The sequence below is a fragment of the Streptosporangium sp. NPDC023825 genome (assembly GCF_040639575.1).
Lineage (GTDB): Bacteria > Actinomycetota > Actinomycetes > Streptosporangiales > Streptosporangiaceae > Streptosporangium.
On record NZ_JBFAAE010000007.1, the window covers coordinates 89027 to 114946 of the forward strand.

The 25920-nt window shown below is 70.7% G+C and carries 23 protein-coding genes; 11 read left to right on the forward strand and 12 right to left on the reverse strand.

What is annotated here, in order from left to right; genetic code table 11:
- Position 1 precedes the first annotated feature (1 nt).
- Positions 2–1444, reverse strand: coding sequence for an MFS transporter (locus AB0G15_RS09055; RefSeq protein WP_362836873.1), 1443 nt, complete (start codon positions 1442–1444; stop codon positions 2–4).
- A gap of 124 nt (positions 1445–1568) precedes the next feature.
- Here AB0G15_RS09055 and AB0G15_RS09060 point away from each other — a divergent pair, with 124 nt between their 5' ends.
- Complete coding sequence (locus AB0G15_RS09060; RefSeq protein WP_362836875.1) at positions 1569–2051, forward strand: MarR family transcriptional regulator; 483 nt, start codon at positions 1569–1571, stop codon at positions 2049–2051.
- A 60-nt stretch (positions 2052–2111) separates the two neighbouring features.
- Here the strand turns inward: AB0G15_RS09060 and AB0G15_RS09065 are convergent, their stop codons facing one another.
- From AB0G15_RS09065 to AB0G15_RS09095, 7 genes are all read right to left on the reverse strand, one after another.
- Positions 2112–2873 carry a succinate dehydrogenase/fumarate reductase iron-sulfur subunit gene (locus AB0G15_RS09065; protein ID WP_362836877.1) on the reverse strand — a complete coding sequence of 254 codons (762 nt, stop codon included), beginning with the start codon at positions 2871–2873 and terminating at the stop codon, positions 2112–2114.
- A 2-nt stretch (positions 2874–2875) separates the two neighbouring features.
- Positions 2876–4783 (reverse strand): fumarate reductase/succinate dehydrogenase flavoprotein subunit, encoded by a 1908-nt coding sequence (locus AB0G15_RS09070; RefSeq protein WP_362836879.1) that lies wholly within the window; start codon positions 4781–4783, stop codon positions 2876–2878.
- 9 nt (positions 4784–4792) lie between these two features.
- On the reverse strand, positions 4793–5578 hold the full coding sequence (locus AB0G15_RS09075; protein ID WP_362685205.1) for a hypothetical protein: 786 nt from the start codon (positions 5576–5578) through the stop codon (positions 4793–4795).
- Between the two features lie 441 nt (positions 5579–6019).
- Positions 6020–6469 (reverse strand): response regulator, encoded by a 450-nt coding sequence (locus tag AB0G15_RS09080; protein WP_362685208.1) that lies wholly within the window; start codon positions 6467–6469, stop codon positions 6020–6022.
- Complete coding sequence (locus tag AB0G15_RS09085; protein WP_362836881.1) at positions 6462–8093, reverse strand: ATP-binding protein; 1632 nt, start codon at positions 8091–8093, stop codon at positions 6462–6464. Before AB0G15_RS09085 ends, AB0G15_RS09080 begins: the two co-directional genes overlap by 8 nt.
- 122 nt (positions 8094–8215) lie before the next feature.
- Positions 8216–9370: a SpoIIE family protein phosphatase gene (locus AB0G15_RS09090; RefSeq protein ID WP_362685214.1), complete on the reverse strand. Its 1155-nt coding sequence runs from the start codon at positions 9368–9370 to the stop codon at positions 8216–8218.
- Positions 9371–9761: 391 nt separating this feature from the next.
- Positions 9762–10694, reverse strand: coding sequence for a LysR family transcriptional regulator (locus AB0G15_RS09095; protein ID WP_362836883.1), 933 nt, complete (start codon positions 10692–10694; stop codon positions 9762–9764).
- Between the two features lie 354 nt (positions 10695–11048).
- Here AB0G15_RS09095 and AB0G15_RS09100 point away from each other — a divergent pair, with 354 nt between their 5' ends.
- The 4 genes from AB0G15_RS09100 to AB0G15_RS09115 all read left to right on the forward strand — a co-directional run bounded on the left by AB0G15_RS09100 (position 11049) and on the right by AB0G15_RS09115 (position 15389).
- On the forward strand, positions 11049–11813 hold the full coding sequence (locus AB0G15_RS09100; protein WP_362836885.1) for a succinate dehydrogenase cytochrome b subunit: 765 nt from the start codon (positions 11049–11051) through the stop codon (positions 11811–11813).
- Between the two features lie 106 nt (positions 11814–11919).
- The gene (locus AB0G15_RS09105; RefSeq protein WP_362836887.1) at positions 11920–13848 is read left to right on the forward strand and encodes a fumarate reductase/succinate dehydrogenase flavoprotein subunit; all 1929 of its coding nucleotides are present in this window, start codon (positions 11920–11922) and stop codon (positions 13846–13848) included.
- On the forward strand, positions 13845–14582 hold the full coding sequence (locus tag AB0G15_RS09110) for a succinate dehydrogenase/fumarate reductase iron-sulfur subunit (protein WP_344749257.1): 738 nt from the start codon (positions 13845–13847) through the stop codon (positions 14580–14582). Before AB0G15_RS09105 ends, AB0G15_RS09110 begins: the two co-directional genes overlap by 4 nt.
- Positions 14583–14696: 114 nt before the next feature.
- Positions 14697–15389 carry an SUMF1/EgtB/PvdO family nonheme iron enzyme gene (locus tag AB0G15_RS09115; protein WP_362836889.1) on the forward strand — a complete coding sequence of 231 codons (693 nt, stop codon included), beginning with the start codon at positions 14697–14699 and terminating at the stop codon, positions 15387–15389.
- Between the two features lie 138 nt (positions 15390–15527).
- On the opposite strand, the gene AB0G15_RS09120 is transcribed toward AB0G15_RS09115, so the two are convergent.
- On the reverse strand, positions 15528–16088 hold the full coding sequence (locus AB0G15_RS09120) for a Clp protease N-terminal domain-containing protein (protein WP_362836891.1): 561 nt from the start codon (positions 16086–16088) through the stop codon (positions 15528–15530).
- 2 nt (positions 16089–16090) lie between these two features.
- Complete coding sequence (locus AB0G15_RS09125) at positions 16091–16324, reverse strand: RNA polymerase subunit sigma-70 (RefSeq protein WP_362685234.1); 234 nt, start codon at positions 16322–16324, stop codon at positions 16091–16093.
- A 113-nt stretch (positions 16325–16437) separates the two neighbouring features.
- Between AB0G15_RS09125 and AB0G15_RS09130 the strand changes: the two genes are divergently transcribed.
- Both AB0G15_RS09130 and AB0G15_RS09135 read left to right on the forward strand, forming a co-directional pair.
- Positions 16438–18129, forward strand: a complete 1692-nt coding sequence (locus AB0G15_RS09130) for an ABC transporter ATP-binding protein (protein WP_362836893.1) — start codon at positions 16438–16440, stop codon at positions 18127–18129.
- Positions 18126–19871: an ABC transporter ATP-binding protein gene (locus tag AB0G15_RS09135; RefSeq protein ID WP_362836895.1), complete on the forward strand. Its 1746-nt coding sequence runs from the start codon at positions 18126–18128 to the stop codon at positions 19869–19871. Before AB0G15_RS09130 ends, AB0G15_RS09135 begins: the two co-directional genes overlap by 4 nt.
- Positions 19872–19941: 70 nt before the next feature.
- Here AB0G15_RS09135 and AB0G15_RS09140 read toward each other — a convergent pair whose 3' ends face one another.
- Complete coding sequence (locus AB0G15_RS09140) at positions 19942–20883, reverse strand: SGNH/GDSL hydrolase family protein (RefSeq protein ID WP_362836897.1); 942 nt, start codon at positions 20881–20883, stop codon at positions 19942–19944.
- Between the two features lie 309 nt (positions 20884–21192).
- Between AB0G15_RS09140 and AB0G15_RS09145 the strand changes: the two genes are divergently transcribed.
- Positions 21193–21573: a hypothetical protein gene (locus tag AB0G15_RS09145; RefSeq protein WP_362836899.1), complete on the forward strand. Its 381-nt coding sequence runs from the start codon at positions 21193–21195 to the stop codon at positions 21571–21573.
- Between the two features lie 42 nt (positions 21574–21615).
- On the opposite strand, the gene AB0G15_RS09150 is transcribed toward AB0G15_RS09145, so the two are convergent.
- Positions 21616–23676: a prolyl oligopeptidase family serine peptidase gene (locus AB0G15_RS09150; RefSeq protein WP_362836901.1), complete on the reverse strand. Its 2061-nt coding sequence runs from the start codon at positions 23674–23676 to the stop codon at positions 21616–21618.
- 105 nt (positions 23677–23781) lie between these two features.
- Here AB0G15_RS09150 and mshB point away from each other — a divergent pair, with 105 nt between their 5' ends.
- The 3 genes from mshB (at position 23782) to AB0G15_RS09165 (ending at position 25919) form a co-directional block, all read left to right on the forward strand.
- Complete coding sequence (gene mshB / locus AB0G15_RS09155; RefSeq protein ID WP_362836903.1) at positions 23782–24831, forward strand: N-acetyl-1-D-myo-inositol-2-amino-2-deoxy-alpha-D-glucopyranoside deacetylase; 1050 nt, start codon at positions 23782–23784, stop codon at positions 24829–24831.
- A 32-nt stretch (positions 24832–24863) separates the two neighbouring features.
- Positions 24864–25364, forward strand: a complete 501-nt coding sequence (locus AB0G15_RS09160) for a DUF6113 family protein (RefSeq protein ID WP_362836905.1) — start codon at positions 24864–24866, stop codon at positions 25362–25364.
- 120 nt (positions 25365–25484) lie between these two features.
- On the forward strand, positions 25485–25919 hold the full coding sequence (locus AB0G15_RS09165) for a hypothetical protein (RefSeq protein WP_362836907.1): 435 nt from the start codon (positions 25485–25487) through the stop codon (positions 25917–25919).
- The last annotated feature ends 1 nt before the right edge of the window (position 25920 follow it).

Consider the following 25920-nt stretch of genomic DNA (forward strand, 5'->3'; position numbering starts at 1 on the left):
CCTACGGCCCGGTCGTGGACGGAGCGGGAAGCAGCGGGCTCAGCAGCGCGGCCAGGGTGAAGACGCCGACGTTGTACCAGAGCGTCGTCGCGGTCGCCGTGCCGAACCGGTCCGCGAGGTCACCGGTTCCCGTGGAGGCCAGGGCGAAGAAGACGGCCCCGACGATCGTGATCCCGACGGCGGTGCCGAACTGGATGCCGGTGTTGACGACGCCGGAACCGGCGCCGGCGTCGTCGGCGGGGACGTCGCCGAGCACCACGCCGGTGAGGATCGGCACGCACAGTCCCATGCCGAGACCGATGACCAGCTCGGCGGCCGCGACGTGCGGCCAGGCCAGATCGGATCCCAGGACCCGTACGGAGGCGATCACGGCGAGGGTGCCCGCGGCCATCGTGAGCGCGCCCGCGCCGATGAGGCGGCGGCCGTGTGCCGCACCGTGGCGCAACGCGAGGTGGGTGGTCGCGGTGATGCCGACGGGCCAGGCCAGCGTCACCAGTGCCGTGTGCAGCGGCGTCCACCCCAGGCCGGACTGCAGCTGGTAGGTCAGCACGAGGAAGAACGACGTCACGCCGGAGAAGAGCAGCAGCACCACGGTCACCCCGGCGGTGAACGACCTTCGCCGGAACAGCGTGGGCGGTACGAGTGCGGAACCGTCCCGGAGGTGACGGCGCCGCTGCTGGGCGGCGAACAGCGCCAGGAGCACGACCCCCGCGGCCATCGCGGCGAACGTCCAGGCGGGCCATCCCGCCGCATGACCCTGTACGAGCGGGTACATGATCCCCAGCGTGGCGAGCGTCACCAGGGCCACCCCCGCCAGGTCGAGCCGGAGCGGCCGCTCCGAGCGGGTCTCGGGCATGAACCGCACCGCCGCGCAGAAGGCGAGGACCCCGATGGGCACGTTGACGTAGAAGATCGCGCGCCAGCCGGAGCCCAGCACGTCGTACTCGGTCAGCAGCCCGCCCAGCAGCGGAGCGCTGACGCTGCCCACGCTGAGAACGGCGCCCAGAAGCGAGAACGCCAGGGTCCGCTCGGCGGGGGCGAACATGACGACGATGACCGACATCACCTGGGGCACCATCAACGCGGCCATCGCGCCCTGGGCGAGACGGCCGCCGACGAGCGCCTCCGGCGTCGTGGCGGCACCGCACGCGACGGAGGCGAGGGTGAACCCGGCGACGCCGATCAGGAAGAGGCGCCGGCGCCCGAAGATGTCACCGAGCCGCCCGCCGGTGATCAGCAGCAGGGCGAACGCCAAAGCGTAGCCGGCGAGGCTCCACTGCGCGGTGGTGTGATCGGCGCCGAGGTCGCGCTGGATGCGGGGCAGCGCGATGCCGAGGATGGTCGCGTCGACGTTGTCCATGAAGGCGGCGCTCAGGACGACGCCGAGGGCGATCCAGCGCCGGCGCGACACGGGAGGACCGGTTCTGGGCGGGGCGGCGGGCATGCTTTCCTCCCGGAGGATCGCTTATCCTTCTGTAGCCAAAATAGAGAGTCTCTTATTTAGAGTGTCTCTATTTTAGAGAGAATAGGAAGAGGGGTCCGCCGTGTCAACGGAGCGGGAGAGCCGCATGGATATGATCATGGCCGTGTCCGACCAGGGGCGCCTGACGGCCATGCGGGCGGCGCTGTTCCACGTCGGCGTCGCCGGCCGGGCCGGAATCAACGTGACCGACTTCAACTGCCTGGCCGTCCTCGACAAGGAGGGCCCCCTGACCCCGCACGACCTCGCCGTACGGATCGGGCTGACGCGCGGCGGCGCCATCACCGCGGTCGTGGACCGCCTGCAGAAAGCGGGGTACGTGCGCCGCAGCCGGGACGGCGCCGACCGGCGCCGTGTCCTCGTCGAGCTGGTGCGCGAGGGGCCCTACCGCGCGCTGCAGGAGATCCTGACGGACGTCAACCGGGCCTACGCCGATCTCGTCGAGAGCTACGGCGACGCGGAGCTGGCGATCATCCATGACTTCGCCGTCCGCGCCAACGAGGTCATGCGGAAGCAGACACAGCGGCTGTGGCGTGACCGAGAGGCGGGGCGCGAGGAAACAACGGGGTGACACGGCGGCGCCGCCCCCGGGAGAGTCCGGAGACGGCGCCGTCGTGAGCGGTGGGGAGGGTCAGGTCTTCGAGCCGGAACGCTTGAAGATCTTGTTGCCCAGCCAGACCAGCGGGTCGTACTTGCGGTCGACGACGCGCTCCTTCATGGGGATCAGCGCGTTGTCGGTGATCTTGATGTGCTCGGGGCAGACCTCGGTGCAGCACTTGGTGATGTTGCAGTAGCCGAGACCGTGCTCCTCCTGGGCGGAGTCCTTGCGGTCGGCCACGTCGTACGGGTGCATGTCCAGCTCGGCGATCCGCATCAGGAAACGCGGACCGGCGAAGTTGGTCTTGTTCTCCTCGTGGTCACGGATGACGTGACAGACGTTGTTGCACATGAAGCACTCGATGCACTTGCGGAACTCCTGGGACCGCTCGACGTCGATCTGCTGCATGCGGAACTCGCCCGGCTTCACGTCGGCCGGAGGGATGAAGGACGGGATCTCCCTGGCCTTCTGGTAGTTGAACGACACGTCCGTGACCAGGTCCTTGATCACCGGGAACGTCCGCATGGGCGTCACGGTGATCGTCTCCTCCTCGGTGAAGGTGGACATCCGGGTCATGCACCCGAGCTTCGGCCTGCCGTTGATCTCCATCGAGCACGAGCCGCACTTGCCGGCCTTGCAGTTCCAGCGGACGGCCAGGTCGGGGGCCTGGGTGGCCTGGAGCCTGTGGATGATGTCGAGGACGACCTCGCCCTCGTTCACCTCGACCGTGAAGTCCTCGAGCTTGCCCTCGCCGCCCTCGCCCCGCCACACGCGGAACTTCGCCTTGTAACTCATGGTTACTCCTTGGCCAGCGCGTCAAAGGCGGCCAGCTCTTCCTCGGTGATGTACTTCTTCAGCTCGTCGCGGTCGAAGAGCTTGATGAGGTCGTCCCGCATCGGCGGCTGCACCTGCTCCTGCACCGTGATGCCGGAGCCGTCCGGGGTGAGACCGCAGCGCAGGATCTTGGTCCGCCACTCGGACGACATGCCGGGGAAGTCGTCGCGCGTGTGACCGCCGCGGCTCTCCTGGCGCAGCAGCGCCGCCTTCGCCACGCACTCCGAGACCAGGAGCATGTTGCGCAGGTCGAGGGCGAGGTGCCAGCCCGGGTTGTAGATGCGGCTGCCGGCCGCGCCGACGCCCTGGGCCCGCTCCTTGAGCTTCTCCACCGCCTCCAGCGCCTCGGAGACCTCCTCGGCCTTGCGGATGATGCCGACCAGCTCGTTCATCGTCCGCTGCAGCTCGTGGTGGACCTCGTACGGGTTCTCGCCCGCGCGCTCCAGCGGGGCCAGCGCCTCCGCGCTCGCCTCGGCCACGGCCTCCTCGGAGATCTTCGGCCGGGCCGCCAGGCCGTCCACGTACGAGGCCGCTCCCGCGCCCGCGCGGCGGCCGAACACCAGCAGGTCGGACAGCGAGTTGCCGCCCAGCCGGTTGGAGCCGTGCATGCCGCCGGAGACCTCACCGGCCGCGAACAGGCCGGGCACGTCCGCCGCGCCGGTGTCGGCGTCGACCTCGACGCCGCCCATGATGTAGTGGCAGGTCGGGCCGACCTGCATGGCCTCCTTGGTGATGTCGACGTCGGCCAGCTCCTTGAACTGGTGGTGCATCGACGGCAGCCGCTTGATGATCTCCGCGGCGGGGAGGCGGGTGGAGACGTCCAGGTAGACGCCGCCCTGGGGCGATCCGCGGCCGGCCTTCACCTCGGAGTTGATGGCCCGCGCGACCTCGTCGCGGGGGAGCAGCTCCGGAGGGCGGCGGTTGTTGGCCTGGTCGGTGTACCAGCGGTCGCCCTCCTCCTCGCTGGTGGCGTACTTGTCCTTGAACACCTCGGGGATGTAGTCGAACATGAAGCGCTTGCCCTCGGAGTTCCTCAGCACCCCGCCGTCGCCGCGGACGGACTCGGTGACGAGGATGCCACGCACCGAGGGCGGCCAGACCATCCCGGTGGGATGGAACTGGATGAACTCCATGTTGATCAGCTTCGCGCCGGCCAGCAGGGCCAGCGCGTGGCCGTCGCCGGTGTACTCCCACGAGTTGGACGTGACCACGTACGACTTGCCGATGCCGCCGGTGGCCAGCACGATCGCGGGGGCGTCGAACAGGATGAGCTTGCCGTTCTCCCGCCAGTAGCCGAAGGCCCCGGAGATCGCGCCGCTCCCGCCGGGCCCCGTCTCCTTGAGCAGGCGGGTCACCGTGCACTCCTGGAAGACCTTGATGTACGCCTCGGCGTCGCCGTGGAGCCTCTCGTCCTCCTGCTGGAGCGCGACCACCCGCTGCTGCAGGGTGCGGATCAGCTCCAGGCCGGTGCGGTCGCCGACGTGGGCCAGCCGCGGGTACTCGTGCCCGCCGAAGTTGCGCTGGCTGATCTTGCCGTCCTTGGTGCGGTCGAACAGCGCGCCCCACGCCTCCAGCTCCCAGACCCGGTCCGGAGCCTCCTTGGCGTGCAGCTCGGCCATCCTCCAGTTGTTGAGGAACTTGCCGCCGCGCATGGTGTCGCGGAAGTGCACCATCCAGTTGTCGTCGCTGTTGACGTTGCCCATGGCGGCGGCCGCGCCGCCCTCGGCCATGACCGTGTGCGCCTTGCCGAACAGCGACTTGCAGACGATCGCCGTCCGCTTGCCCTGCTGGCGGGCCTCGATGGCCGCCCGCAGACCCGCACCGCCGGCGCCGATGACGACGACGTCGTATTCGTGACGCTCGATTTCCACAGGAGATCCTTATGCGAACGAGAAGGCGATGATGCCCTTGGCGACCAGGCGCACGTACAGGTCGGCGCCCATGACGGAGAACATGGAGATCAGCGCGAGCTGCGAGTGCCTGGCGTTGAGCTTGGAGACGAAGCCCCAGGCCCGGTAGCGGATCGGGTGCTTGGAGAAGTGGTTCAGGCGCCCGGCCGTGATGTGCCGGCAGGAGTGGCACGACAGCGTGTACAGGTTGATCAGGACCGCGTTGACGATCAGGATCCAGGTGCCCAGACCGGCCGGCTTCTCGATGAGGGCCTTCACCGCGTCGTACGCGAGGACGAGGCCGACGACGATCGCCGCGTAGAAGAAGTAGCGGTGGATGTTCTGCAGGATCAGCGGGAACCGCGACTCGCCGGAGTACTTCTTGTGCGGCTCGTTCACCCCGCAGGCCGGGGGCGAGAGCCAGAACCCCCGGTAGTAGGCCTTGCGGTAGTAGTAGCAGGTGAAGCGGAACCCCGCGGGAAGGCCGAGGATCAGCAGGCCGGGAGGCAGGGTGTACCAGTCGCCGAAGGGGGCGAGGCCGAACAGCCGCGCGTCCGGCGGACAGCTAGTCGCCAGACAGGGCGACGCGAACGGCGCGTGGTACGGCGATACGAAGTATTTTGTATCAAAGATCGCCCACGTGGCGTAGACGAGGAATGCCGTGAAAATGATGAAAGTGACCAGCGGATAGCGCCACCACTGGTCGGTCCGCAGAGTGCGCTCCTTGATCTGCGCACGTTGCCTTCTGGCCGGGCTCTCGGCCGTTGTCTGGGTCATCGAGACCTCTCCACCTCCCGCGGACCCCGCTCGCCCAGGGGTCCGGGTTGTTTCAGTTGTGCCGCGCGTCCGGGCCATCGTCGCGCCGGCTCACACGTGCGCGCGCATGTTGGTGGGGGATACGTTACGACGGAGCCCAGGGGTTGTGTGTAAGGGGTCTCTCACAATTTCACCGACCCGGTGTGATTCCTGTCACGTTCGCCTGGCAGGAGCCCCTCGCCTGCGACGTCTCACGAGGTGGACGATCACAGGGAGGTCTCGGGAGGTTGTGGAGGCGGCTGTGGCGAACGGGCGACCCCTGTTTCCGCCCCTCGCCCGCGCCCCGGCGGGTTCGCCCGTCGTCTGTGCTCCGGCGGGTTCGCCGTTCGTCCGTGTTCCGGCGGGTTCGCTCGTCGTCTGTGCTCCGGCGGGCTCGCCTTTCGCCCGTGCCCCGGCGGGCCGTCAGTAGTGCTGGCTGGAGTTGGGCAGCTTGACGACGGTCACGAAGAAGTCGTCGATCCGCCGGACCACGCTGATGAACTGGTCGAAGTCGACCGGCTTGGAAACATAGGCGTTGGCGTGCAGGTTGTAGCTGCGCAGGATGTCCTCCTCGGACTCCGACGTGGTCAGCACGACCACCGGGATCCCGCGGAGCTTCTCGTCGGCCTTGATGTCCTGGAGCACCTCCCGGCCGTCCTTGCGGGGCAGGTTGAGGTCGAGCAGGATCAGGTCGGGCCGGGGCGCGTCGGCGTAGTCGCCCTCCTTGCGCAGGAAGGCCATGGCCTGCTCGCCGTCGTTGACCACGTGCAGCTTGTTGCGGACCTTGTTGAGCTCGAAGGCCTCCCGCGTCAGCAGGACATCGCCCGGGTCGTCCTCGACCAGGAGCACGTCGATCCAGCGCAGGTCATTCATCCATGTCTCCTGTGGGAAGGGTCCAGCGGAAGGTCGTGCCCGGCGTGGCGGTTTTCCCGACGTTCTCGCTGTTCTCGGTCTTTTCGGTGATCGCGGTGCTCTCGGTGGTCCCGGCGTTATCGGTGTTCTCGGTGGCGCCGGCGCTTTCGGCGCTCTTGGCGGTCTCGCCGCCTCCGGTGTCCACCCAGATGCGGCCGCCGTGGTACTCGACGATCTTCTTGCACAGCGCCAGCCCGATGCCCGTGCCCGCGTACACGTCCCGGCCGTGCAGGCGCTGGAAGATGAGGAAGATGCGGTCAGTGTATTTGCTGTCGATACCGATGCCGTTGTCGGTGCAGGAGAACTCCCACATGTCCCCGTCGCGCCGCACCCCGATGTGGATCACCGGTGGTTCCTGCGAGTGGAACTTGATCGCGTTGCCGATGAGGTTCTGGAACAGCTGGGTCAGCTGCGCCCGGTTGCCGTGCACCTCGGGCAGCTCGTCGTGGGTCACCGTCGCCCCGGCGTCCTCGATGGTGGCGCCGAGGTTGTTCAGCGCGGCCTTGAACGGCACGGTGGCGTCGATCCTGGTGCGCTCGCCGCCCATCCTGCCGACCCGGGAGAAGTCGAGCAGGTCGTTGATCAGCAGCTGCATGCGCTTGGCGCCGTCGACGGAGAAGGCGATGTACTGCTTGGCGCGCTCGTCGAGCTGGTCGCCGTAGCGCTGCTCGAGCATCTGGGTGAAACTGGCCACCTTGCGCAGCGGCTCCTGCAGGTCGTGGCTGGCCACGTAGGCGAACTGCTCGAGCTCGCCGTTGGAGCGCTTCAGCTCCGCCGCCTGGTCCTCCAGCTTGCGCCGCGTCTCCGAGGACCGGCGCCACTCGGCGAGGATGCGGCGGCGCATCGCGTCGACATGGCCCGACAGCTCGGACAGCTCGGCCGGGCGATCCACCCGGAGCCTGTGGTCGAAATCGCCCTGGGCGACCGCGCGGACCTGCTGGTTCAGCTCGGCCAGCGGGCGAAGCACCGCGTACCGCACGATGAGCACCGCGGCGATCCCGGCCACGACGAGCGCCGAGGCCACACCGATGAGCGCGACGTAGAAGGCCTGCCAGCCGCGGTCGAGCCGGACGACGCCGACCTCGTGCAGCCGGTTCAGGTGGCTCTGGAGGCCGGAGAGGGACTGGCGGACCTCGTTGAACCGGGTGGCGTTGATGGAGGCGTTCTGCCGGGCGGCGTCGGTCTTCAGTGTCGGTACGGCGGCGATGACCGACTCCGCGTAGTCGCGCCGCCAGGCCTCTCCCGCGGCCTTCAGCCGGGCCACCTCGGCGGTGACCGCCTGCCGTTCCGGCATCCGGGGGAGCAGCGCGACGAGCGTGTCCAGCGAGGTCTTCTCCGTGGCGATCGCGTTCCGGTAGTCCCGCAGGGAGACTTCCTCGTTGGTCCTGCCGTACGCGCGCACCGAGCTCTCCTGCGAGGTCATCGCGTTGGAGATCTCCAGAAGCCGCAGCGCCGCCGGGTCGACGACGTCGACCAGCGCCTCCCTGGCCTCTCGCGTCTCCTCGATCGACTTGATCGTGACGACGGCGGAGACCATGAAGACCAGCGCGATGCCCACCCCGGCGAGCGTGAACCAGCGTCCCACCGGAAGGTTCCCGAACCCCTTCGCGGGGGTGAACGCGGGCAGGGGACGAGGACTGGGGCGGCGATCCGGACGCTCCGAAAGGTCCGGACGCTCCGAAAGGTCCGGACGGTCCGGACGGCCGGTCATCGTTTTCCGTTTCGGGAGATGAGCACGGTCGCCAGGTCGTCGCTGAGCGCGTCGCGGTTCAGCTCTATGACGCGTTCGATGAGCCGGTCGAGCTCGATCCCGCCCTGCTCCTGGACGAGCCTGAGCAGGCCCTCGGTGCCGAGCAGGTCGGGCCCGCCGCCCACGGTGGCCTCGATCAGGCCGTCGGTGTAGAGCAGCAGCGACCAGTCGTCGCCGAGCGGAACGTCGATCGCCGTCCACTCGACGTCCTGGAAGATTCCCAGCGGGGGCCCCGAGGGGGTGCCGGGCACCACGCCGATCACGCCGTCGCGGATCAGCAGCGGCGGCGGGTGGCCGACCACGTGCATCCGCGCCCGGTCGAGCGTGGGGTCGATCGTGGCGATGCACAAGGTGGTGAAGATCTCCGCGGACTTGCGCTCCAGGCGGAGCACCGACTCCAGGGTGCCGAGCAGCTCGTTGCCGGTGTGCCCGGCCAGGACCAGGGTCCGCCAGGCGATCCTGAGCGCGACACCCAGCGCGGCCTCGTCGGGGCCGTGCCCGCACACGTCGCCGACCACCACGTGGATGGCGCCGTCGGGGCTCTGCACGGTGTCCCAGAAGTCACCGGCCAGAAGGGCGCGCCTGCGCCCCGGCAGGTAGCGGGCCTGGTGGTCCAGGACCCCGGGGGCCAGCAGCGGGACCGGCAGGAGCCCGCGTTCGAGGCGGGAGTTCTCCTTGGTGAGCAGCTCGGCCTCGACCAGCTTGCGCTGGGCCAGGTCGGCGCGCTTGCGCTCTATCGAGTAGCGGATCGCCCGCGCCAGCAGGCGGGCCTCCACGTCCTGCTTGACCAGGAAGTCCTGGGCGCCGGCGGCGACGGCCTCCACGCCGACGTGGGTGTCGTTCAGGCCGGTCAGCACGAGCACGGCGGCGTGCGGAGCCATCGACAGCACCTGCTCAAGCGCCTCGAGACCGGTCGCGTCGGGCAGGGAGAGGTCGACGAGCACGCACCGCACGTCCTCGGTGAGGCGCTCCCGGCTCTCGGCCATGCTGCGCACCCAAATGATCTTGGGTGGGTTGTCCGCCTCGCTGAGCAGTTCCTCCACGAGGAAGGCGTCGCCCGCGTCGTCCTCGATGAGGAGGAGTGTGAGCGTTTCATTGGCGGGGGCGGTCACTGACGCCTCTTCGTGAGATCGGGAGAACCTGTCGACGCTACGTAGAATAGTGTGACACCGGGACTTAGAGGGTGTTGATCAGTTCCCGTGATCCACGCGGCCGATATCGTGACCTGCCGCACGTCAGGAACGCGCCACAGCGGCCGTCGAGCACCCGTCGAGCACCCCCCGGCCGCCGGGCATCCACGGCCGCTGCCCGGCCGGACGGCCCGCAAATCCCCGCCGTCACACGCGACGAGCGACCGCACGCGTGCCGCGGTGACGGTTTCCGGAGCGGATCCGCCGGCCGGGGGCCGGCCCCCGGCGGCCAGTCCCCGATGATCGGCTCTCGACGGTCGAGGGTCGAGGGTCGAGGGTCGACGACCGGTGGCCGGCGGCCGGTTCTCGGTGGTCAGCTCTCGGTGATCAGATCGAGTCCCTGGGGGAGGCTGCCGTCACGGGCGGCCTCGGTGAGGAAGAGGAGCAGGGTCGAGCGGAAGGCCTGCGCGGCGCGGGTGGGCTCGACGTCCTTGCGGTGCGCGATGGCTATGGTGCGGCGCAGCCCGGGGGGCGCCAGCGGCGTCCCGGCCAGCCCCGGGCGGCCGTCCAGCACCATCGAGGGCACCAGCGCGATGCCCAGCCCGGCCTCCACGAAGCGCAGCACGGCGTCCATCTCGCCGCCCTCCACCGCGAACCTGGGCTCGAACCCGGCCTGCCTGCAGGCGCTGAGCGTCGCCTCCCGCAGGTCGTACCCGCGCCTGAACATCACCATCGGCCGTCGCCGCAGCTCCTCGATGCGCACGTACGGCCGGCGAGGGTGATCGTTCGAGGGGGAGGCGACGACGAGGTTCTCCCGCAGGATCTCCTCGGTGACGAGGGAGGGGTCGTCGCTGTGCAGCGGCATGATGATCAGTGCCAGGTCGAGCTGGCCGCGGGCGAGGGTGCGGACCAGGTCGCGGGAGCCGCCCTCCTCCACGAACAGCTCGATGCCGGGGTAGGCGTGGTGGAACCTGGCCAGCGCGTCGGCGAGCAGCCCGGCGCAGAGCGAGGGGGTCGCGCCGAGCCGGACCCGTCCCCGGCGCAGTCCCGCGAGCTCGCCGACCTCGCTCCTGGCGGTCTCGGCGTCGGCCAGCATCCTGCGGGCCAGCGGCAGCAGCGCCTCACCCGCCGGGGTCAGCGTGACGTTCCCCCGGGCGCGGCTGAACAGCGGCGCGCCGAGCTCGGCCTCCAGGGCCTTGATCTGCTTGCTCAGCGAAGGCTGGGCGACGCGCATCCCCTCGGCGGCCTGGGTGAAGTGCCGGGCCTCGGCGACCGCCACGAAGTAGGCGAGTTGCTGGAGCTGCACGTTTCCCTAGCGTAGGGGCTCCTCCGCGTACGACTCCCCTGGTGTGCGCGTCGCCGGGGGTGCGAGTCGCCGGGGGTGAGGTCCTGGGCGTCGAGGATCCGCCGGGGACCTCGAGCGCCTGGGATCCCGGATACGGGACCCATAGCGCACGGGCCCCGCGGCCTCGGATCCGGGACGGGCGGTGGCGTGCGAGACGATGTGAGGCTTTGGCGAGGAAGTTGTGAGATTGCTCGCACCGCCCCGGGGCCGCGGTCCCGGAAGCCGCAGGAAAGCAGAGTTAATAGCCACAGGCTATGGAAACCACATCCACGATGACTTGGACGCCGGTAAACCCTCCTCCCTAGCGTGACAAGCGTGACTGCCACGATTGAGCGCGGATCCGCCACCGCGTCGGTGAAACCCCCGGCGGACGCCCCATCCAAGCCGGCTCCGCCCAGGCGGCGGGGCGGATTCCTCCGCTCCTCCAACGGCAAGAAGGCCGTGATGGCCGTCACGGGCGCCTTGATGGTGCTCTTCCTTGTCGGCCACATGGTCGGAAACCTCAAGAGCTTCTTCGGCGCCGAGTCCTTCAACTCCTACGCGGCCTTCCTGCGGACCGTGGGCGAGCCGATCCTCCCGTACCGCACCCTGCTGACCGCCATCGAGATCGGGCTGGTCGTCACGGTCGGGTTGCACATGTGGTCGGCGATCTCCCTGGCCCGGCGGGCGCGCAAGGCCCGTCCGGTCAGGTACGCGGCCAGGCGCAAGTCCCGGGCGAGCGGCTACGCGGTCCACACCATGCGCTACGGCGGCGTCGTCATCGTGCTGTTCGTGGTCTACCACCTGCTGGACCTGACGTTCGGCGTGGCCAACCCGGCGGGCGGGGGCTCCACCCCGTACGAGCGCCTGGTCGAGGGCTTCGCGCCGTCCCGCTGGTGGATCACCCTGTTCTACGTGCTCGCGGTCGTCATGGTCGGCCTGCACCTGCGCCACGGCCTGTGGAGTGCCTTCCAGACGCTCGGCCTGGCGGGCCGCCGCAGCTACCGCTCGCTGAGGGCCGCGGCCACGGGCCTGTCGGCACTGCTGGTCGCCGGCTTCCTCGCGGTCCCGGTCGCGGTCGTCATCGGAGTGATCAAGTGAGCGGGGCCCGGGGTGACGGGCACGACGGCGTACGAGGAGCGGACCTCCCGTACGGCGGACGAGAGGCGGACCTTCCGCATGGCGAGCGAGGAGCGGTGAGCGGGGCATGACCACGGGATACACAGAGGGCACGCCGATCCGCGACACCAAGGCCCCCGACGGCCCGATCGAGGACCGCTGGGAGAAGCGCAAGTTCGGTGCCAAGCTGGTCAACCCGGCCAACAAGCGCAAGCTCAACGTCATCGTCGTGGGCACGGGGCTGGCGGGCGGCTCGGCCGCCGCGACCCTCGGCGAGCTGGGCTACAACGTCAAGTCCTTCTGCTACCAGGACACGCCCCGGCGCGCGCACTCCATCGCGGCCCAGGGCGGCATCAACGCGGCCAAGAACTACCGGGGCGACGGCGACTCGATCTACCGGCTGTTCTACGACACGGTCAAGGGCGGCGACTTCCGCGCCCGCGAGTCCAACGTCTACCGGCTCGCCCAGGTCAGCGTGAACATCATCGACCAGGCCGTGGCCCAGGGCGTGCCGTTCGCCCGCGAGTACGGCGGCCTGCTCGACACCCGCTCCTTCGGCGGCGCGCAGGTCTCCCGCACCTTCTACGCCAGGGGCCAGACGGGCCAGCAGCTGCTGCTCGGCGCGTACCAGGCGCTGGAGCGGCAGATCGCGGCCGGGACCGTCGAGATGCACACCCGTCACGAGATGCTCGACCTGATCGTCTCCGACGGCCGGGCGCGCGGCGTCATCGTCCGCGACATGGTCACCGGCGAGATCGAGCGGCACCTAGCCGACGCGGTCGTGCTGGCCAGCGGCGGGTACGGCAACGTGTTCTTCCTGTCGACCAACGCCAAGGGCTGCAACACCACGGCGATCTGGCGGGCGCACCGGCGCGGCGCGATGTTCGCCAACCCCTGCTACACCCAGATCCACCCGACCTGCATCCCGGTCAGCGGCGACTACCAGTCGAAGCTGACCCTGATGTCGGAGTCGCTGCGCAACGACGGCCGCGTGTGGGTGCCGCTCGAGCGGGGCGACACCCGCCCGGCCTCGGAGATCCCCGAGGAGGAGCGCGACTACTACCTGGAGCGCATCTACCCGGCGTTCGGCAACCTGGTCCCGCGCGACATCGCCTCCCGCGCCGCCAAGAACGTCTGCGACGAGGGCCGCGGCGTCGGCCCCGGCGGCCTGGGCGTCTACCTCGACTTCGCCGACGCGATCCGCCGCCTGGGCCGCGACGCGGTGGAGAAGAAGTACGGCAACCTCTTCGAGATGTACGAGCGCATCACCGGCGAGGACCCCTACGCCCAGCCGATGCGCATCTACCCGGCCGTCCACTACACGATGGGCGGCCTGTGGGTGGACTACGACCTGCAGTCCACGATCCCGGGCCTGTTCGTGATCGGCGAGGCCAACTTCTCCGACCACGGCGCCAACCGCCTCGGCGCGTCCGCGCTGATGCAGGGCCTGGCCGACGGCTACTTCGTGCTGCCGACCACGATCGGCGACTACCTCGCGAACGGCCCGTACGGCGAGGTCGACGAGGAGGCCGCGGCCGAGGCCGAGGTGGCGGTGCGCGAGAAGATCGCCAGGCTGCTGTCGAACGACGGGGACCGCACCGCGGACTCCTACCACCGCGAGCTGGGCAAGCTCATGTGGGACCACTGCGGCATGGAGCGCACCGAGGAGTCGCTGCGCAAGGCCCTGGAGCGGATCCCCGAGCTGCGCGAGGAGTTCTGGAGGAACGTGAAGGTCTCCGGCGAGGCCGGGGAGCTCAACCAGGCGCTGGAGCGGGCCGGGCGGGTGGCCGACTTCTTCGACCTGGCCGAGCTGATGTGCATCGACGCGCTGCACCGCACCGAGTCGTGCGGCGGCCACTTCCGCGCCGAGTCGCAGGACGCCGACGGCGAGGCCCTGCGCGACGACGAGCACTTCGCCTACGTCGCCGCCTGGGAGTACGGGGAGCAGGGCCCGATCCTGCACAAGGAAGATCTCGACTACGAGTACGTCAAGATGAGCCAGCGGAGTTACAAGTGAATCTCACTCTCAAGGTCTGGCGGCAGCGGGGCCCCGAGGACAAGGGCCGCATGGTCACCTACCGGGTCGAGGACGTGTCTCCGGACATGTCCTTCCTGGAGATGCTCGACGTCCTCAACGAGCGGCTCATCCTGGAGGGCGACGACCCGGTCGCCTTCGACCACGACTGCCGCGAGGGCATCTGCGGCATGTGCGGCATGGTCATCAACGGTGTCGCGCACGGCGAGCAGGTGGCGACCACCACCTGCCAGCTGCACATGCGGCACTTCGAGGACAACGCGGTCATCACCATCGAGCCGTGGCGCGCCGCGCCCTTCCCGGTGGTGAAGGACCTGGTCGTGGACCGTTCGGCGTTCGACCGCATCATCCAGGCGGGCGGCTTCGTCTCCGTCCCGGCGGGTTCGGCCCCCGACGCGCACAGCGTCCCGGTGAAGAAGGTCGACGCCGACTCGGCGTTCGACGCGGCCACCTGCATCGGCTGCGGCGCCTGCGTCGCCGCCTGCCCGAACGGCTCGGCCTCCCTCTTCACCGCCGCCAAGATCACTCACCTGGGCCTGCTGCCGCAGGGCCAGCCCGAGCGCGACTCCCGCGCCAAGGCCATGGTCGAGCAGATGGACGCGGAGGGCTTCGGCGGCTGCACCAACACCGGCGAGTGCACGGCGGTATGTCCCAAGGGCATCCCGCTGGACACCATCGCCCAGATGAACCGCGACTACCTGCGCGCCTCCAAGTAGGTTTCCCGGAGACGGGAGTCGCCCCTGTCGGGGGCGGCTCCCGTCTCCGGTTCCGGATCGGGGTCGTCCCGGCCCGCCGCCGGCACGAACCGATCGCAGAGGAGAGAACCCGCGATGAGCCCCGGACCGACGTCGCCCCAGGCGGTCGCCGAGCGCATGGTCGAGGTCCCCGCGGGGAGGATCTTCCTGCGGGACGAGGGGACGAAGAGGATCTGGAAGGCCGAGATCGAGGCCTTCCGGCTGGCACCGCATCCCGTGACCCGCGAGCTGTACCGCGCCGTCCTGGGCGAGGTGCCCGCGAGCCCGGCGGGTCCCCGGACGCCGGTGACCGAGGTCTCCTGGATGGAGGCGGTCCGGTTCTGCAACCTCCTCTCCCGGGCGGCGGGGCTCGACCCCTGCTACTCGACGGGCGACGACCGCGACGGGCGGGACGTGGTCTGCGACCGGGGTGCCGACGGCTATCGCCTCCCCTCCGAGGCCGAGTGGGAGTACGCGTGCAGGGCCGGGACCTCCGGCGTCCGCTACGGGGAGCTGGACGACATCGCCTGGCACCGGGGGAACTCCGGCGGCGAGGTGCGCGACGTCGCGACCAGGGCGCCGAACGCGTGGGGCCTCCACGACATGATCGGCAACGTGTGGGAGTGGTGCTGGGACGTCTACGACCCCGAGGTCTACGGCCCGTACCGCGTGTTCCGCGGCGGAGGCGCGTACGACCTCCCCCGGGGATGCCGGGCGTCGTGCCGCCGCAAGAGCCACCCGACCTTCCGCGTCGACGACCTCGGGTTCCGGCTCGCCCGATCGCGCTGAGCGCTGAGTGCTCGGCGCCGAAAGGAGAACGGTGCGCGGTGAGCGGGGACGGTACGCGGTGAGCGGGGACGCGCCCGATCGCCGGCCGCGTACCCGGCCGTTCTGGCCCGGTGGCTCGGTCCGGCACGTACGGCACGGCTAGCCGAGCTCGGCGACGATCTCCTGTCGCAGCCTCGCGGCGTCGAGGCCCGCGTCGGCCAGCACCTTGCTGCCCAGGCCCTGCCCCTCGCGCAGGATGCCCAGGAGGATGTGGCCGTCGCCGATGTAGTTGTGCTTGAGGCTGATGGCCTCGCGCAGGGACAGCTCCAGGGTCTTCTTCGCCCGGGGGCTGAAGGGGACGTGGAAGCCGCCGAACACGCGGCCCCGCCGCTCGGTGCCGGGCCTGCGGTCCAGGGCGCCCGGCCCGAAGGCCGCCTCCACCTTCTCCCTGATGGCCGACAGGTCGATGCCGATCGACTCCAGCGCCTCGGCGTCGAGCGCGTCGCCCGGCTTCTGCGGGGTGAGGCGGACGACCGACCGGTAGGCGCCTTCGTGGTCGAGGCCGTGACGGCCCAGCACCCGGGCGGAGAGGCTCTCCGGCTGGCCGAGCAGGCCGAGCAGGATGTGCTCGGTGCCGATGACGTCGTGCCGCAGCCTGCGGGCGTTCTCCTGCGCGAGGGTCACCGCCTGGCGGGCCTCACGGTGGAATCGTTCGAACATCGCTATCTCTCCCGTCTCAGCAAACCTCGGCCACCCGCGTACTTCTTGTGCACCGCCTGCCGGGTCACTTCCAGACAGTGCGCGATCTCCTGCCAGGACCAGCCCTGGTCCCGTGCGTTCTCCACCTGCAGGGCCTCCAGCCGGTCGACCAGCGTCCGCAGTGCCCGCACGGCTCGCAGGCCCACGGCCGGATCGCGGCTACCGGCGTCGGATGCCAGTTGCGCCGTATCACTCATGGTGTCAATCTAAGTTGACGTGAGCCTTTTGTCAACCCTGATTGACGGCGACACGCCCGAGGGCCGAAAATGATTTGCCTGGTCAGCGCGGAGTTTGTAACCCTTGCAGGGCTATGCGCTCCTTACCCGCCGTCGATCCCGGCGTTCCCGATGCCCGCAGCCCGATCAGATACCTGCGGTGGGTGGCCCGCATGCAGGGGGGCCCGCTGCTTCTCGGCATCGTCTACGCCGTCCTGTGGTGGCTCGCGATGGCGCTCGTGCCGTACGCCATGGGCCAGGGGATCGACGCCATCAGGGCCAGGGACGTGCCGTCCCTGACGACCTGGGGCGGGGTGGTGCTCGCCCTGGGGGTCGCGCAGGCCGTCACGGGCGTCCTGCGCCACCGGCTGGCCGTCTACAACTGGCTGGCCGCCGCCTACCGGACCGTCCAGGTCACCGTCAGGCAGTCGACCCGGCTGGGCGCGACCCTGCCCAAGCGCATGTCCACCGGCGAGGTGGTCAGCGTCGGCAACTCCGACATCGCCCACATCGGCAACGCGGTCGACATCCTGATCCGGGGCAGCGGCGCGATCGTCGCCATCGCCGTCGTGACCGTCATCCTGATGAGCAGCTCGCCGCCGCTGGGCCTGGCGGTCCTGGTGGGCCTGCCCCTCATGGCGGTCGCCGTCGCCCCCATGCTCAGGCCGCTGCACCGCCGCCAGAACGCCCACCGCGACCTGCAGGGCGACCTCTCCACCCGCGCCGCCGACATCGTCACCGGCCTGCGGGTGCTGCGCGGCATCGGCGGCGAGCGGGTCTTCGCCGACCGCTACGGCGCCGAGTCCCAGCGGGTGCGGCACGCGGGCGTGCGGGTGGCCTCCGTCGAGTCCATGCTGGAGGGCGCGCAGGTCCTGTTGCCGGGGCTGCTGATCACCGGCGTGATCTGGCTCGGCGCCACCCTCGCGACGCGCGGCGAGATCAGCGTCGGCCAGCTCGTCGCCTTCTACGGCTACGCCGCCTTCCTGATCGCCCCCGTGCGCACCCTCACCGAGGCCGCCGACAAGCTGACCAAGGGGCACGTCGCCGCCCGCAGGGTGGTGCGCATCCTCTCGCTGCGGCCCGAGGTGGAGGGCGGCGCCGGCCGCTCCGAGGGAGGCCTGCTGCGCGACGTGGCCTCCGGGGTCGCCGTGCGCCCCGGCGTGCTCACCGCCGTCGCGGCGGCCACCCCCGAGGAGGCGGCGGCCATCGCCGACCGGCTCGGCCGCTACAGCGAGGGCGACGTCGACTTCGGCGACGTGGCGCTGGAGACCCTGCCGATCTCCGAGGTGCGGCGCCGGATCCTTGTCGCCGACAACGACGCCAAGCTGTTCGCCGGGGTGCTCAGGGAGGAGCTCGACGTCACCGGCCGTGCCACGGCCGAGGAGCTCGACCAGGCGCTGAGCGCCGCGTGCGCCGAGGACATCGTCGAGTCGCTGCCCGGCGGTCTCGACGGGCGCGTCGCGGAGGCGGGCCGGGAGTTCTCCGGCGGCCAGCAGCAGCGGCTCCGGCTCGCCAGGGCGCTCACCCTCGACCCGGAGGTGCTCATCCTCATCGAGCCCACCAGCGCGGTCGACGCCCACAGCGAGGCGCGCATCGCCGACCGGCTCGCCAAGGCGCGCGCCGGCAAGACCACGCTGGTCTGCACGACCAGCCCGCTGGTGCTCGACCGCACCGACCACGTCGTCTACGTCGAAGGAGGCGTCGTGCGCGCCGAGGGCACGCACCGGGAGCTGCTCGCCGCCCACCCGGGTTACACCGCCGTCGTCACCCGGGGGGAGGCGTCATGAGCAGGCAGATCCTGCCCGTCGCCGACCAGGCGCAGGTCCGGGCGTACGCCCGCAGGCTCACCCTGAAGTACCCCCGCGACCTGACCGTGGCCCTGCTCCTGCACGCCCTGGCCGCCGTCGCGGGCCTGGCGGTGCCGTGGCTGCTCGGCGGCCTCGTCCAGGGCGTCCACACCGGCTCCGGGGTCGATGTCACCCAGGTGTCGCTCGCCATCGGCGGCTTCGTGGTCGCCCAGGCGGTGCTGGTCAGGTTCGCCGTCTACGCCTCCTCCAGGCTCGGCGAGAAGGTCCTCGCCGAGCTGCGCGAGGAGTTCGTCGAGCGGGTGCTCGGCCTGCCGCTGTCCACGGTGGAGCGTGCCGGCTCCGGCGACCTGATCTCGCGGACCTCGCGCGACGTCGACTCGCTGTCGCGCACCGTGCGGCACGCCGTGCCCGAGACGCTGATCGCGCTGGTCACCTGCGTGATCACCGTTGGCGCGCTGCTGCTGGTCGGGCCGCTGCTCATGCTGCCCTCGCTGCTCGCCGTCCCCCTCCTGTGGATCTCCACCCGCTGGTATCTCAAGCGGGCCAGGGACGGCTACCTGCGCGAGAGCGCGGCGTACGCCGACATGACCGACGGCCTGGCCGAGACGGTCAACGGCGCCCGCGCCGTGGAGGCCCTGGGCCTGCAGCGGCGGCGTCACCAGCGCACCGACGCCGACATCGCCGAGTCGTGGGCGGCCGAGCGCTACACGATGAGGCTGCGCACGGTCTGGTTCCCGTCGGTCGAGCTCGGCTACGTGATCCCGATCGTGGCGACGCTGGTCATCGGCGGCCTCTTCTACGTTCAGGGCTGGGCCTCGCTGGAACAGGTCACCACCGCCACGCTGTACGTCCAGCAGCTCATCGACCCGCTCGACCGGCTGCTCATGTGGATCGACGAGCTCCAGGTCGGCGGCGCCTCCATGGCCCGCCTGCTGGGCGTCGCCGAGGTGCCCGACGACCGCGAGACCGGTTCCACCACCCCCGAGGGGAGCGAGCTGAGGGCCGACGACGTCCGCTACGCCTACCGTGAGGGCCACGACGTGCTGCACGGCATCGACCTCACGGTCAGGCCGGGCGAGCGGCTCGCCATGGTCGGCCCGTCAGGAGCGGGCAAGTCCACGCTGGGGCGCCTGCTCGCGGGCGTCCACGGCCCCCGCACCGGCGCGGTCACGGTCGGCGGCACCCCGCTGGTCGAGCTGCCCCTGGAGGACCTGCGCGGCCATGTCGCCCTGGTGACCCAGGAGCACCACATCTTCCGGGGCACCGTGCGCGACAACGTGCTCATCGCCCGGCCCGACGCCGACGACGCGCGGGTCCGCGAGGTGCTGGAGGCCGTCAACGCCTGGGAGTGGGTCGAGGCCCTGCCCGAGGGGCTCGACACGGCCGTCGGCTCCGGCGGCGAGCCCGTCCCCGCCGCCCAGGCGCAGCAGCTGGCCCTGGCCCGGCTGGTCCTGGCCGACCCGCACACCCTCGTCCTCGACGAGGCCACCTCGCTGATCGACCCCCGCGCCGCCCGCCACCTGGAACGCTCGCTGGCCGCCGTCCTCGACGGCCGTACGGTCATCGCCATCGCCCACCGCCTCTACACGGCCCACGACGCCGACCGCGTCGCGGTGGTGGAGGACGGCCGCATCAGCGAGCTCGGCTCCCACGACGAGCTGGTCGCGGCGGGGGGCTCGTACGCGGCGCTGTGGAGCAGCTGGCACGGCACGTCCAGGTGAGAGCGGGTTCCGGTGCTCTCACCTGGGGGCGCCGTGCCTGATTCGTTCCGCCCGCCTTCCGGAAGCCGGGTCAGGGGGCGGCGAGGATCGGGACCTTGCGCTGGATGAGGGCGGCGAGGGCGGCGTGGCCCTGGCGGTTGAGGTGCAGCACCGCGACACCGCCCTCCTGGCCGGGGGCGAGGGCGTCGAATCCCCGGTAGAACGGGTCGGTCGACTCGCACAGCGAGTGCCCGGCGAACTCGGGGCGCAGGGTCGTCGAGTTCAGGTGCGGGCCGACGAACCGGACGTCGACCCCGCGTGCCCTGGCGGCCTGCGCGGTCCTGGACAGGGTCGCGTCCAGCGCGCCGGAGACCTTCGCCCCCGCCAGACGCTCCTCGGCGCTGAAGACACCGGCGTCGCAGATCGGGTCGAGTGGTATGCCGGCGGCGTTCTGGTCACGGGTGACCGCCCTGCCGTACCCGGTCATGACGATCTGGGCGCGGGGGCTGCGGCGCCTTATCTCGGTGAGGAGGCCGCTAAGGGACCGCTTCAGGGCGGGCATGCGGTCGAGGATCGCCTCGGTGGGCTCGCCGGTGCAGTCCGCCTGGACGCACACGCCGCCGTATCCGGCGAAGTCGACGTCGTTGCCGCCGATGTTCAGCGTCACCAGATCGGTGCTCCGGCGGAGCGCGTCAAGTTGCGGGGGCTCTCCCTTGAACGGCTGCCGCAGATCCTGGACGGCCGCGCCGCTGCACATGACGTTGGCGAATCTCACATTCGTGCCGCGCTGCCGGAGCCGCTCGACGAGGATCGAGGAGGCGGAGTTGCGGCTGCGGTAGCAGATCCCCTCGGTGCCCGGCTCGTAGTCCCCGGCCCCCGTGCCGGCTCCGTAGGAGTCGCCCAGCGCCACCACGTCGAAGGACGGTGTGACACCGGCCGCCGCGGCGGCAGGGGCCGCCGTGCCCGCCGTCAGTCCGGCGGCCATGACGAGGCCGGTGAGGCCCGCGACGATTCTTGTGCGAGTGACCATCATCAGTGGTGCATCCTCCCGTGAAGACGACGAAGGCCACGGCGACAGGAACTACCCACCCCGTGGCGCCTCCCCCTGCGAAGCGTGGATTCGCGCCGGTGCGTCCGTGGTCCGGAACCTGGTCTGAAGACAAGAAATCCCGTCGGCTGTACGGACCACTCGCGACCGGTTTGGGCACTTATGTTAGGACCGTCGTGTTGACGAAATCTTGAAAGACGGCAAATCCGGTATAGCGGTCCGTCCGTAATGGCCGGGGAGGCGTGCCTGGCATGGCCGAAAGCGCTTCAGCCCGAGAAGCTACACTCTCGCCCCATGGGTATAGGCCGCATCCTTTTTCTCACCTTCGGCTGCATAGTGCTGTGCATAGCCTTTTTGCTGGCCATGGAGGAGCAGGACCCCCACAACATGCCACGGGCGCAGGTCTTCGCGCTGGGGGGCATCGCGTTGATGGTCGCCGGCGCCGCCTGCGGAGCCGCCGAGCGCCGGACCGCTCGCCTTCCGCAGCCTCCTCCGCAGCCCCCGGCTCCGCAGCACTACCCGCCGCAGGGGCACAACCCTCAGCAGGGTTACGCCCCGCAGGGCTACGTCGCCCCGCAGGGCCACAACCTCCAGCAGGGCTACGTCGCCCCGCAGGCGTACAACCCGCAGCAGCAGGGCTACACCGTTCCGCTCCCTCCCGGCCAGAACCACTGACGCCCTCGGTAAGGCTCAGACCAGAGCCTTACCGAGGAGAGCTCAGGACAGCGCCTTCTTCAGGAAGTCGACCTGGAGCAGCAGCAGGTTCTCCGCCACGGCCTCCTGCGGGGTCATGTGGGTGACCCCCGACAGCGGCAGCACGTTGTGCGGGCGGCCCTCGGCCAGGAGCGCGGAGGACAGGCGCAGGGTGTGCGCGGCGACCACGTTGTCGTCGGCCAGGCCGTGGATCAGCAGGAGGGGACGGTCCAGCTTCTCCGCGTCGGCGAACAGGGACGAGGAGTCGTAGTGGCCCTCGTCCGGGTGGCCGAGGTAGCGCTCGGTGTAGCAGGTGTCGTACAGGCGCCAGTCGGTCACCGGGGCCCCGGCGACGGCCGCGTGGAACACGTCGGGGCGGCGGAGCACGGCCAGGGCGGCCAGGTAGCCGCCGAACGACCAGCCCCGGATGCCGACCCGCGACAGGTCCAGGTCGTCGGGGAACCGCGCGGCGGCGCCGTGCAGGGCGTCGATCTGGTCCTCCAGGACCGGGGTGGCCAGGTCGTGCAGGACGGCCCGCTCGAACTCGGGGCCGCGGCCCGGGGTGCCCCGGCCGTCGGCCACGACCACCGCGAAGCCCTGGTCGGCGAACCACTGGCTGGTCAGGTGCGCTCCGGCCGCGGCCAGCACGCGCTGGGCGTGCGGTCCGCCGTACGGGTCCATGAGGACCGGCAGTTTCGCGGAGCCGGGCACGTGCCCGGAGGGCAGGAGCACGGCGGTGGCCAGGTCGCGCTCGCCCGCCCTGATCAGGGAGACCCGCAGGTCCAGGCCGGGGCGCTCGGCGTGCGAGGTGATGTGGCCGCGGGGCGTGCCGTTGTGCAGGACTCGGGTGACCGAGCCCTCGCTGCCGAGGGTCTGGCCGGTGATCACGAGGGTGCCGCCCGCGGTGTGGCCGCTGTAGACGCCGCCCTCGGCGGGGCTGACGAGGGTGATCTGGCCCCTCCGGTAGGCCCAGACGGCGATCTCGGTGGGCTCCCCGCTCGCCCGGAAGAGCACGGTCTCGCCGTCGATGTCGAGGATCTCGCGGACCTGGAGGGTGGGCGGCGTGACGGGCGAGTCGCCGACGATGAGGCGGTGACCGCCCTCCGAGGTGGCGGCCCAGACGAGGCTGCCGTCGGACAGGTGGCCGGGGACGCCGGTGACGACGTCGACCCAGGCGGGGTCGGTGTCCTCGCGCACGACCGTGGAGGTGCCGGTGGCCGGGTCGACGTCGAGCAGCCGCATGGTCCGCTGGTCGCGCGTCATGGTGACGATCGACAGGCCGTGGGCGTCCCAGGTGGCGTTGACCAGGTACTCGTCGTCGAAGGGCACGGCGACGCGGGCCCCGCTGAGGGTGAGGACGAAGAGCTCGACCCCGGCGTTGGCCGTACCCGCGGCGGGGTAGCGCTGCTCGGTGGCGGGCCGGGCCGGGTTGGCCGGGTCGGCGATGTGCCAGCGCTGCACCGGCGACTCGTCGGCCCGCTCGACCAGGACGGCGTCGCCGGACGGCGACCACCAGTAGCCCCGCATGCGGTCCATCTCCTCGGAGGCGATGAACTCGGCCAGGCCGTAGGTCACCTCCGGGGACTCGGGGCGGGCCAGCGCGTGGTCGACCTCGTCCTCCAGGTCCTGGATGTGGAACGCGCCGCCGGTCACGTAGCCGACGTGGACGCCGGTGGGGGACATCCGGGGGTCGATCACCGGCCCGGAGGTCTTCAGCCGCCGCACATGCGCGGTCTTCAGGTCGACGACGTAGAGACCGCCGGAGAGCGCGAACGCCGCGACGGTCACCGCGGCGTCGGTGCTGTACCCGACGACGCCCCCGGCCTGTTCGCGGCTCCGCTCGCGGCGCGCCCGCTCCTCGGGCGGCAGATTCTCGTCGTCGGCCGCCAGGGCGCGCGGGTCGACGATCAGCCGTTCCGCGCCGCTGAGGACGTCGTACTCCCACAGGCAGGTCACCGGGTCGAAGCCGCCCCTGGTCCGGAGGAAGACGACGCGGTCACCGCCCGGGGCGATCGTGAAGCCGCGCGGCACTCCAAGGGTGAATCGACGGGTTCTGGCGTGCAGGCGAGGGAAGCTCTCACTCATACGAGCCATCTTGCCAGTTCCGCATCGAGTGTCTTGTTTCCGAGGCGCGGACGGACCGGGAATCCGGCGTTCTGCACGCCGCGCGGCATCGATACCCTCGGACGCATGACTGATCGGCGCCTGATGCTCGTGCACGCCCATCCGGACGACGAGACGATCGGCAGCGGAGCCACCATGGCCAGGTACGCCGCCGAGGGCGCGCACGTCACGCTGGTGACCTGCACCCTGGGGGAGGAGGGGGAGGTGATCCCCCCGGAGCTCGCCCACCTGGCCGCCGACCGCGACGACACCCTGGGCGGGCATCGCGTCGGGGAACTCGCCGCGGCCTGCGCGGCGCTCGGCGTCACCGACCACCGGTTCCTGGGCGGTCCCGGCCGCTGGAGGGACTCCGGCATGATGGGCGTCGCCTCCAACCACAGGGCGAACGCCTTCTGGCGGGCCGACCTGGACGAGGCGGCCGGCGAGCTCGTGAGGATCATCCGCGAGGTGCGGCCCCAGGTGCTCGTCACCTACGACGAGAACGGTTTCTACGGTCACCCCGACCACATCCAGGCCCACCGCGTCGCCTGGCGGGCCGTCGAGCTGGCCGCCGACCCGGCGTTCGAACCGGCGTCCGGATCGAGGCCCGGAGCGGTGTCCGGACCGAAGGCCGAGCCGGGGCCCGGGTCGGGGCCCGGAGCGGTGTCCGAGCCGGTGTCCGGAGCTGTATCCGAGCCGGTGTCCGGAGCGGGGGCCGGAACGGGCTCAGGTGCGGGCGGGCCGTGGCGGGTCGCCAAGATCTACCACACCGCCATGCCCCGGTCCGTGATGTACAGGACCGAGGAGGCGATGCGCGAGAGGGGCGTCCCCTTCCTCGTCGAGCCGGTCGACGACCTGCCGTTCGGCTGCGAGGACAAGGACGTCACCACCGAGATCGACGCCCGCGCCCACGTCGGCCGGAAGATCGACGCGATGCGGGCGCACGCCACCCAGATCAGCGTGGACCCGCCCTGGTTCGCCCTGTCCAACAACGTCGGGCAGGAGGTGCTCGGGGTCGAGCACTTCATCCTCCGCTCCGGCGTGCCGGGGCCCGCCGGTCCCGGAGCGCCGATCGAGGCGGGAGGGCTCGGCGAGCCGTACGACCGCGAGGACGACCTCTTCGCCGGGATCCACTAGCCTCGATGCTTGTGATGGAGCAGGTGCCGGCTGTGCGTGAGCCCTCGGAGACGGTCGTCACCGTGGCGGCCAACGCCGTGCTCGTCATGCTCGGGCTCCTGCTGGGCGTCCTCGGCGGGTTCCAGCACTCCTGGTACGTCAGGCCCGTCCCGGTCTCCGCCATCGGCTGCCTCGCCCTGCTGTTCGCGGTGACCTACGGGGCCGGCCGGCTGACGCACGGCAAGGCGGCACCCCTGTCGTTCACGGCGGGCTGGGCGCTGGTCACCGTGATCTGGGTCTCCGCACGGCCGGAGGGGGACCTGGTCATCGCCAACGACCTGTCCGGTTACGTCTACCTCTACGGTGGCCTGGTGGCGGTCGTGACGGGGGTCCTGCTCTCGCCGTCGGCCGCCGTGGCCGGGTCGTGGCTGCTCACCCCGCACGGGTACGGCTCCGGACCGCGGTCCTCGCCCGTACCTCAGGCGCCGCAGGCGCCGCACACACCGCCCGGCCCGCAGGTCCCACCCGTACCGCCGGGCCCGACCGCTTCCTGACGACCTCGTCACACGCGAGAAAAGCCGGAAAAGCCGGAAAAGCTGGAAAAGACGGGAAGGACGGGGAAAGGCCGGGGAAAGCCACTGTCGCCGGTCGGCCGGATGACGCACAATCCCGGTATGCGGCGGTTGCATCGGGTACGGCGGACGCTCAACTACGTCAACCTGTCCACCCCACTGGGGCTCCTCCTGGCACGCCTCGGCCGTGCCCGGGTGACCGCCGGGCCCGACGGGCTGATCCTGGCCTACGGCTACCGCTTCCGGTTCCCGATCGCCTCGGCGTTCACCGTGGGCAACGTGGTGCTGACCAAGCACCCGGAGGGTTTCCTCACCGGTGCCCTGCTCAGGCACGAGGACCGGCACGCCTCCCAGTACATGTGCTGCGTGGGCCTGCCGATGCTCCCGCTCTATCTCGTCGCGGTGGCCGTCTCCATGATGATCTGCGGCAACCAGGCCTCATGGAACCTCTTCGAGCGGCTGGCGAACCTGGAGGACGGCAACTACACCCGTAGATCTCCCTGGTGGTTTCACACTAGACCCCCGCAAAAGGAATGAA

Bases quoted from the DNA above. Each gene is read 5' to 3' on its own strand.
- AB0G15_RS09055 (WP_362836873.1), bottom strand. From the start codon at position 1,444: ATGCCCGCCGCCCCGCCCAGAACCGGTCCTCCCGTGTCGCGCCGGCGC.
- AB0G15_RS09060 (WP_362836875.1), top strand. From the start codon at position 1,569: ATGGATATGATCATGGCCGTGTCCGACCAGGGGCGCCTGACGGCCATG.
- AB0G15_RS09065 (WP_362836877.1), bottom strand. From the start codon at position 2,873: ATGAGTTACAAGGCGAAGTTCCGCGTGTGGCGGGGCGAGGGCGGCGAG.
- AB0G15_RS09075 (WP_362685205.1), bottom strand. From the start codon at position 5,578: ATGACCCAGACAACGGCCGAGAGCCCGGCCAGAAGGCAACGTGCGCAG.
- AB0G15_RS09080 (WP_362685208.1), bottom strand. From the start codon at position 6,469: ATGAATGACCTGCGCTGGATCGACGTGCTCCTGGTCGAGGACGACCCG.
- AB0G15_RS09105 (WP_362836887.1), top strand. From the start codon at position 11,920: ATGACCACGGGATACACAGAGGGCACGCCGATCCGCGACACCAAGGCC.
- AB0G15_RS09115 (WP_362836889.1), top strand. From the start codon at position 14,697: ATGAGCCCCGGACCGACGTCGCCCCAGGCGGTCGCCGAGCGCATGGTC.
- AB0G15_RS09120 (WP_362836891.1), bottom strand. From the start codon at position 16,088: ATGTTCGAACGATTCCACCGTGAGGCCCGCCAGGCGGTGACCCTCGCG.
- AB0G15_RS09125 (WP_362685234.1), bottom strand. From the start codon at position 16,324: ATGAGTGATACGGCGCAACTGGCATCCGACGCCGGTAGCCGCGATCCG.
- AB0G15_RS09130 (WP_362836893.1), top strand. From the start codon at position 16,438: ATGCGCTCCTTACCCGCCGTCGATCCCGGCGTTCCCGATGCCCGCAGC.
- AB0G15_RS09135 (WP_362836895.1), top strand. From the start codon at position 18,126: ATGAGCAGGCAGATCCTGCCCGTCGCCGACCAGGCGCAGGTCCGGGCG.
- AB0G15_RS09140 (WP_362836897.1), bottom strand. From the start codon at position 20,883: ATGATGGTCACTCGCACAAGAATCGTCGCGGGCCTCACCGGCCTCGTC.
- AB0G15_RS09145 (WP_362836899.1), top strand. From the start codon at position 21,193: ATGGGTATAGGCCGCATCCTTTTTCTCACCTTCGGCTGCATAGTGCTG.
- AB0G15_RS09150 (WP_362836901.1), bottom strand. From the start codon at position 23,676: ATGAGTGAGAGCTTCCCTCGCCTGCACGCCAGAACCCGTCGATTCACC.
- mshB (WP_362836903.1), top strand. From the start codon at position 23,782: ATGACTGATCGGCGCCTGATGCTCGTGCACGCCCATCCGGACGACGAG.
- AB0G15_RS09165 (WP_362836907.1), top strand. From the start codon at position 25,485: ATGCGGCGGTTGCATCGGGTACGGCGGACGCTCAACTACGTCAACCTG.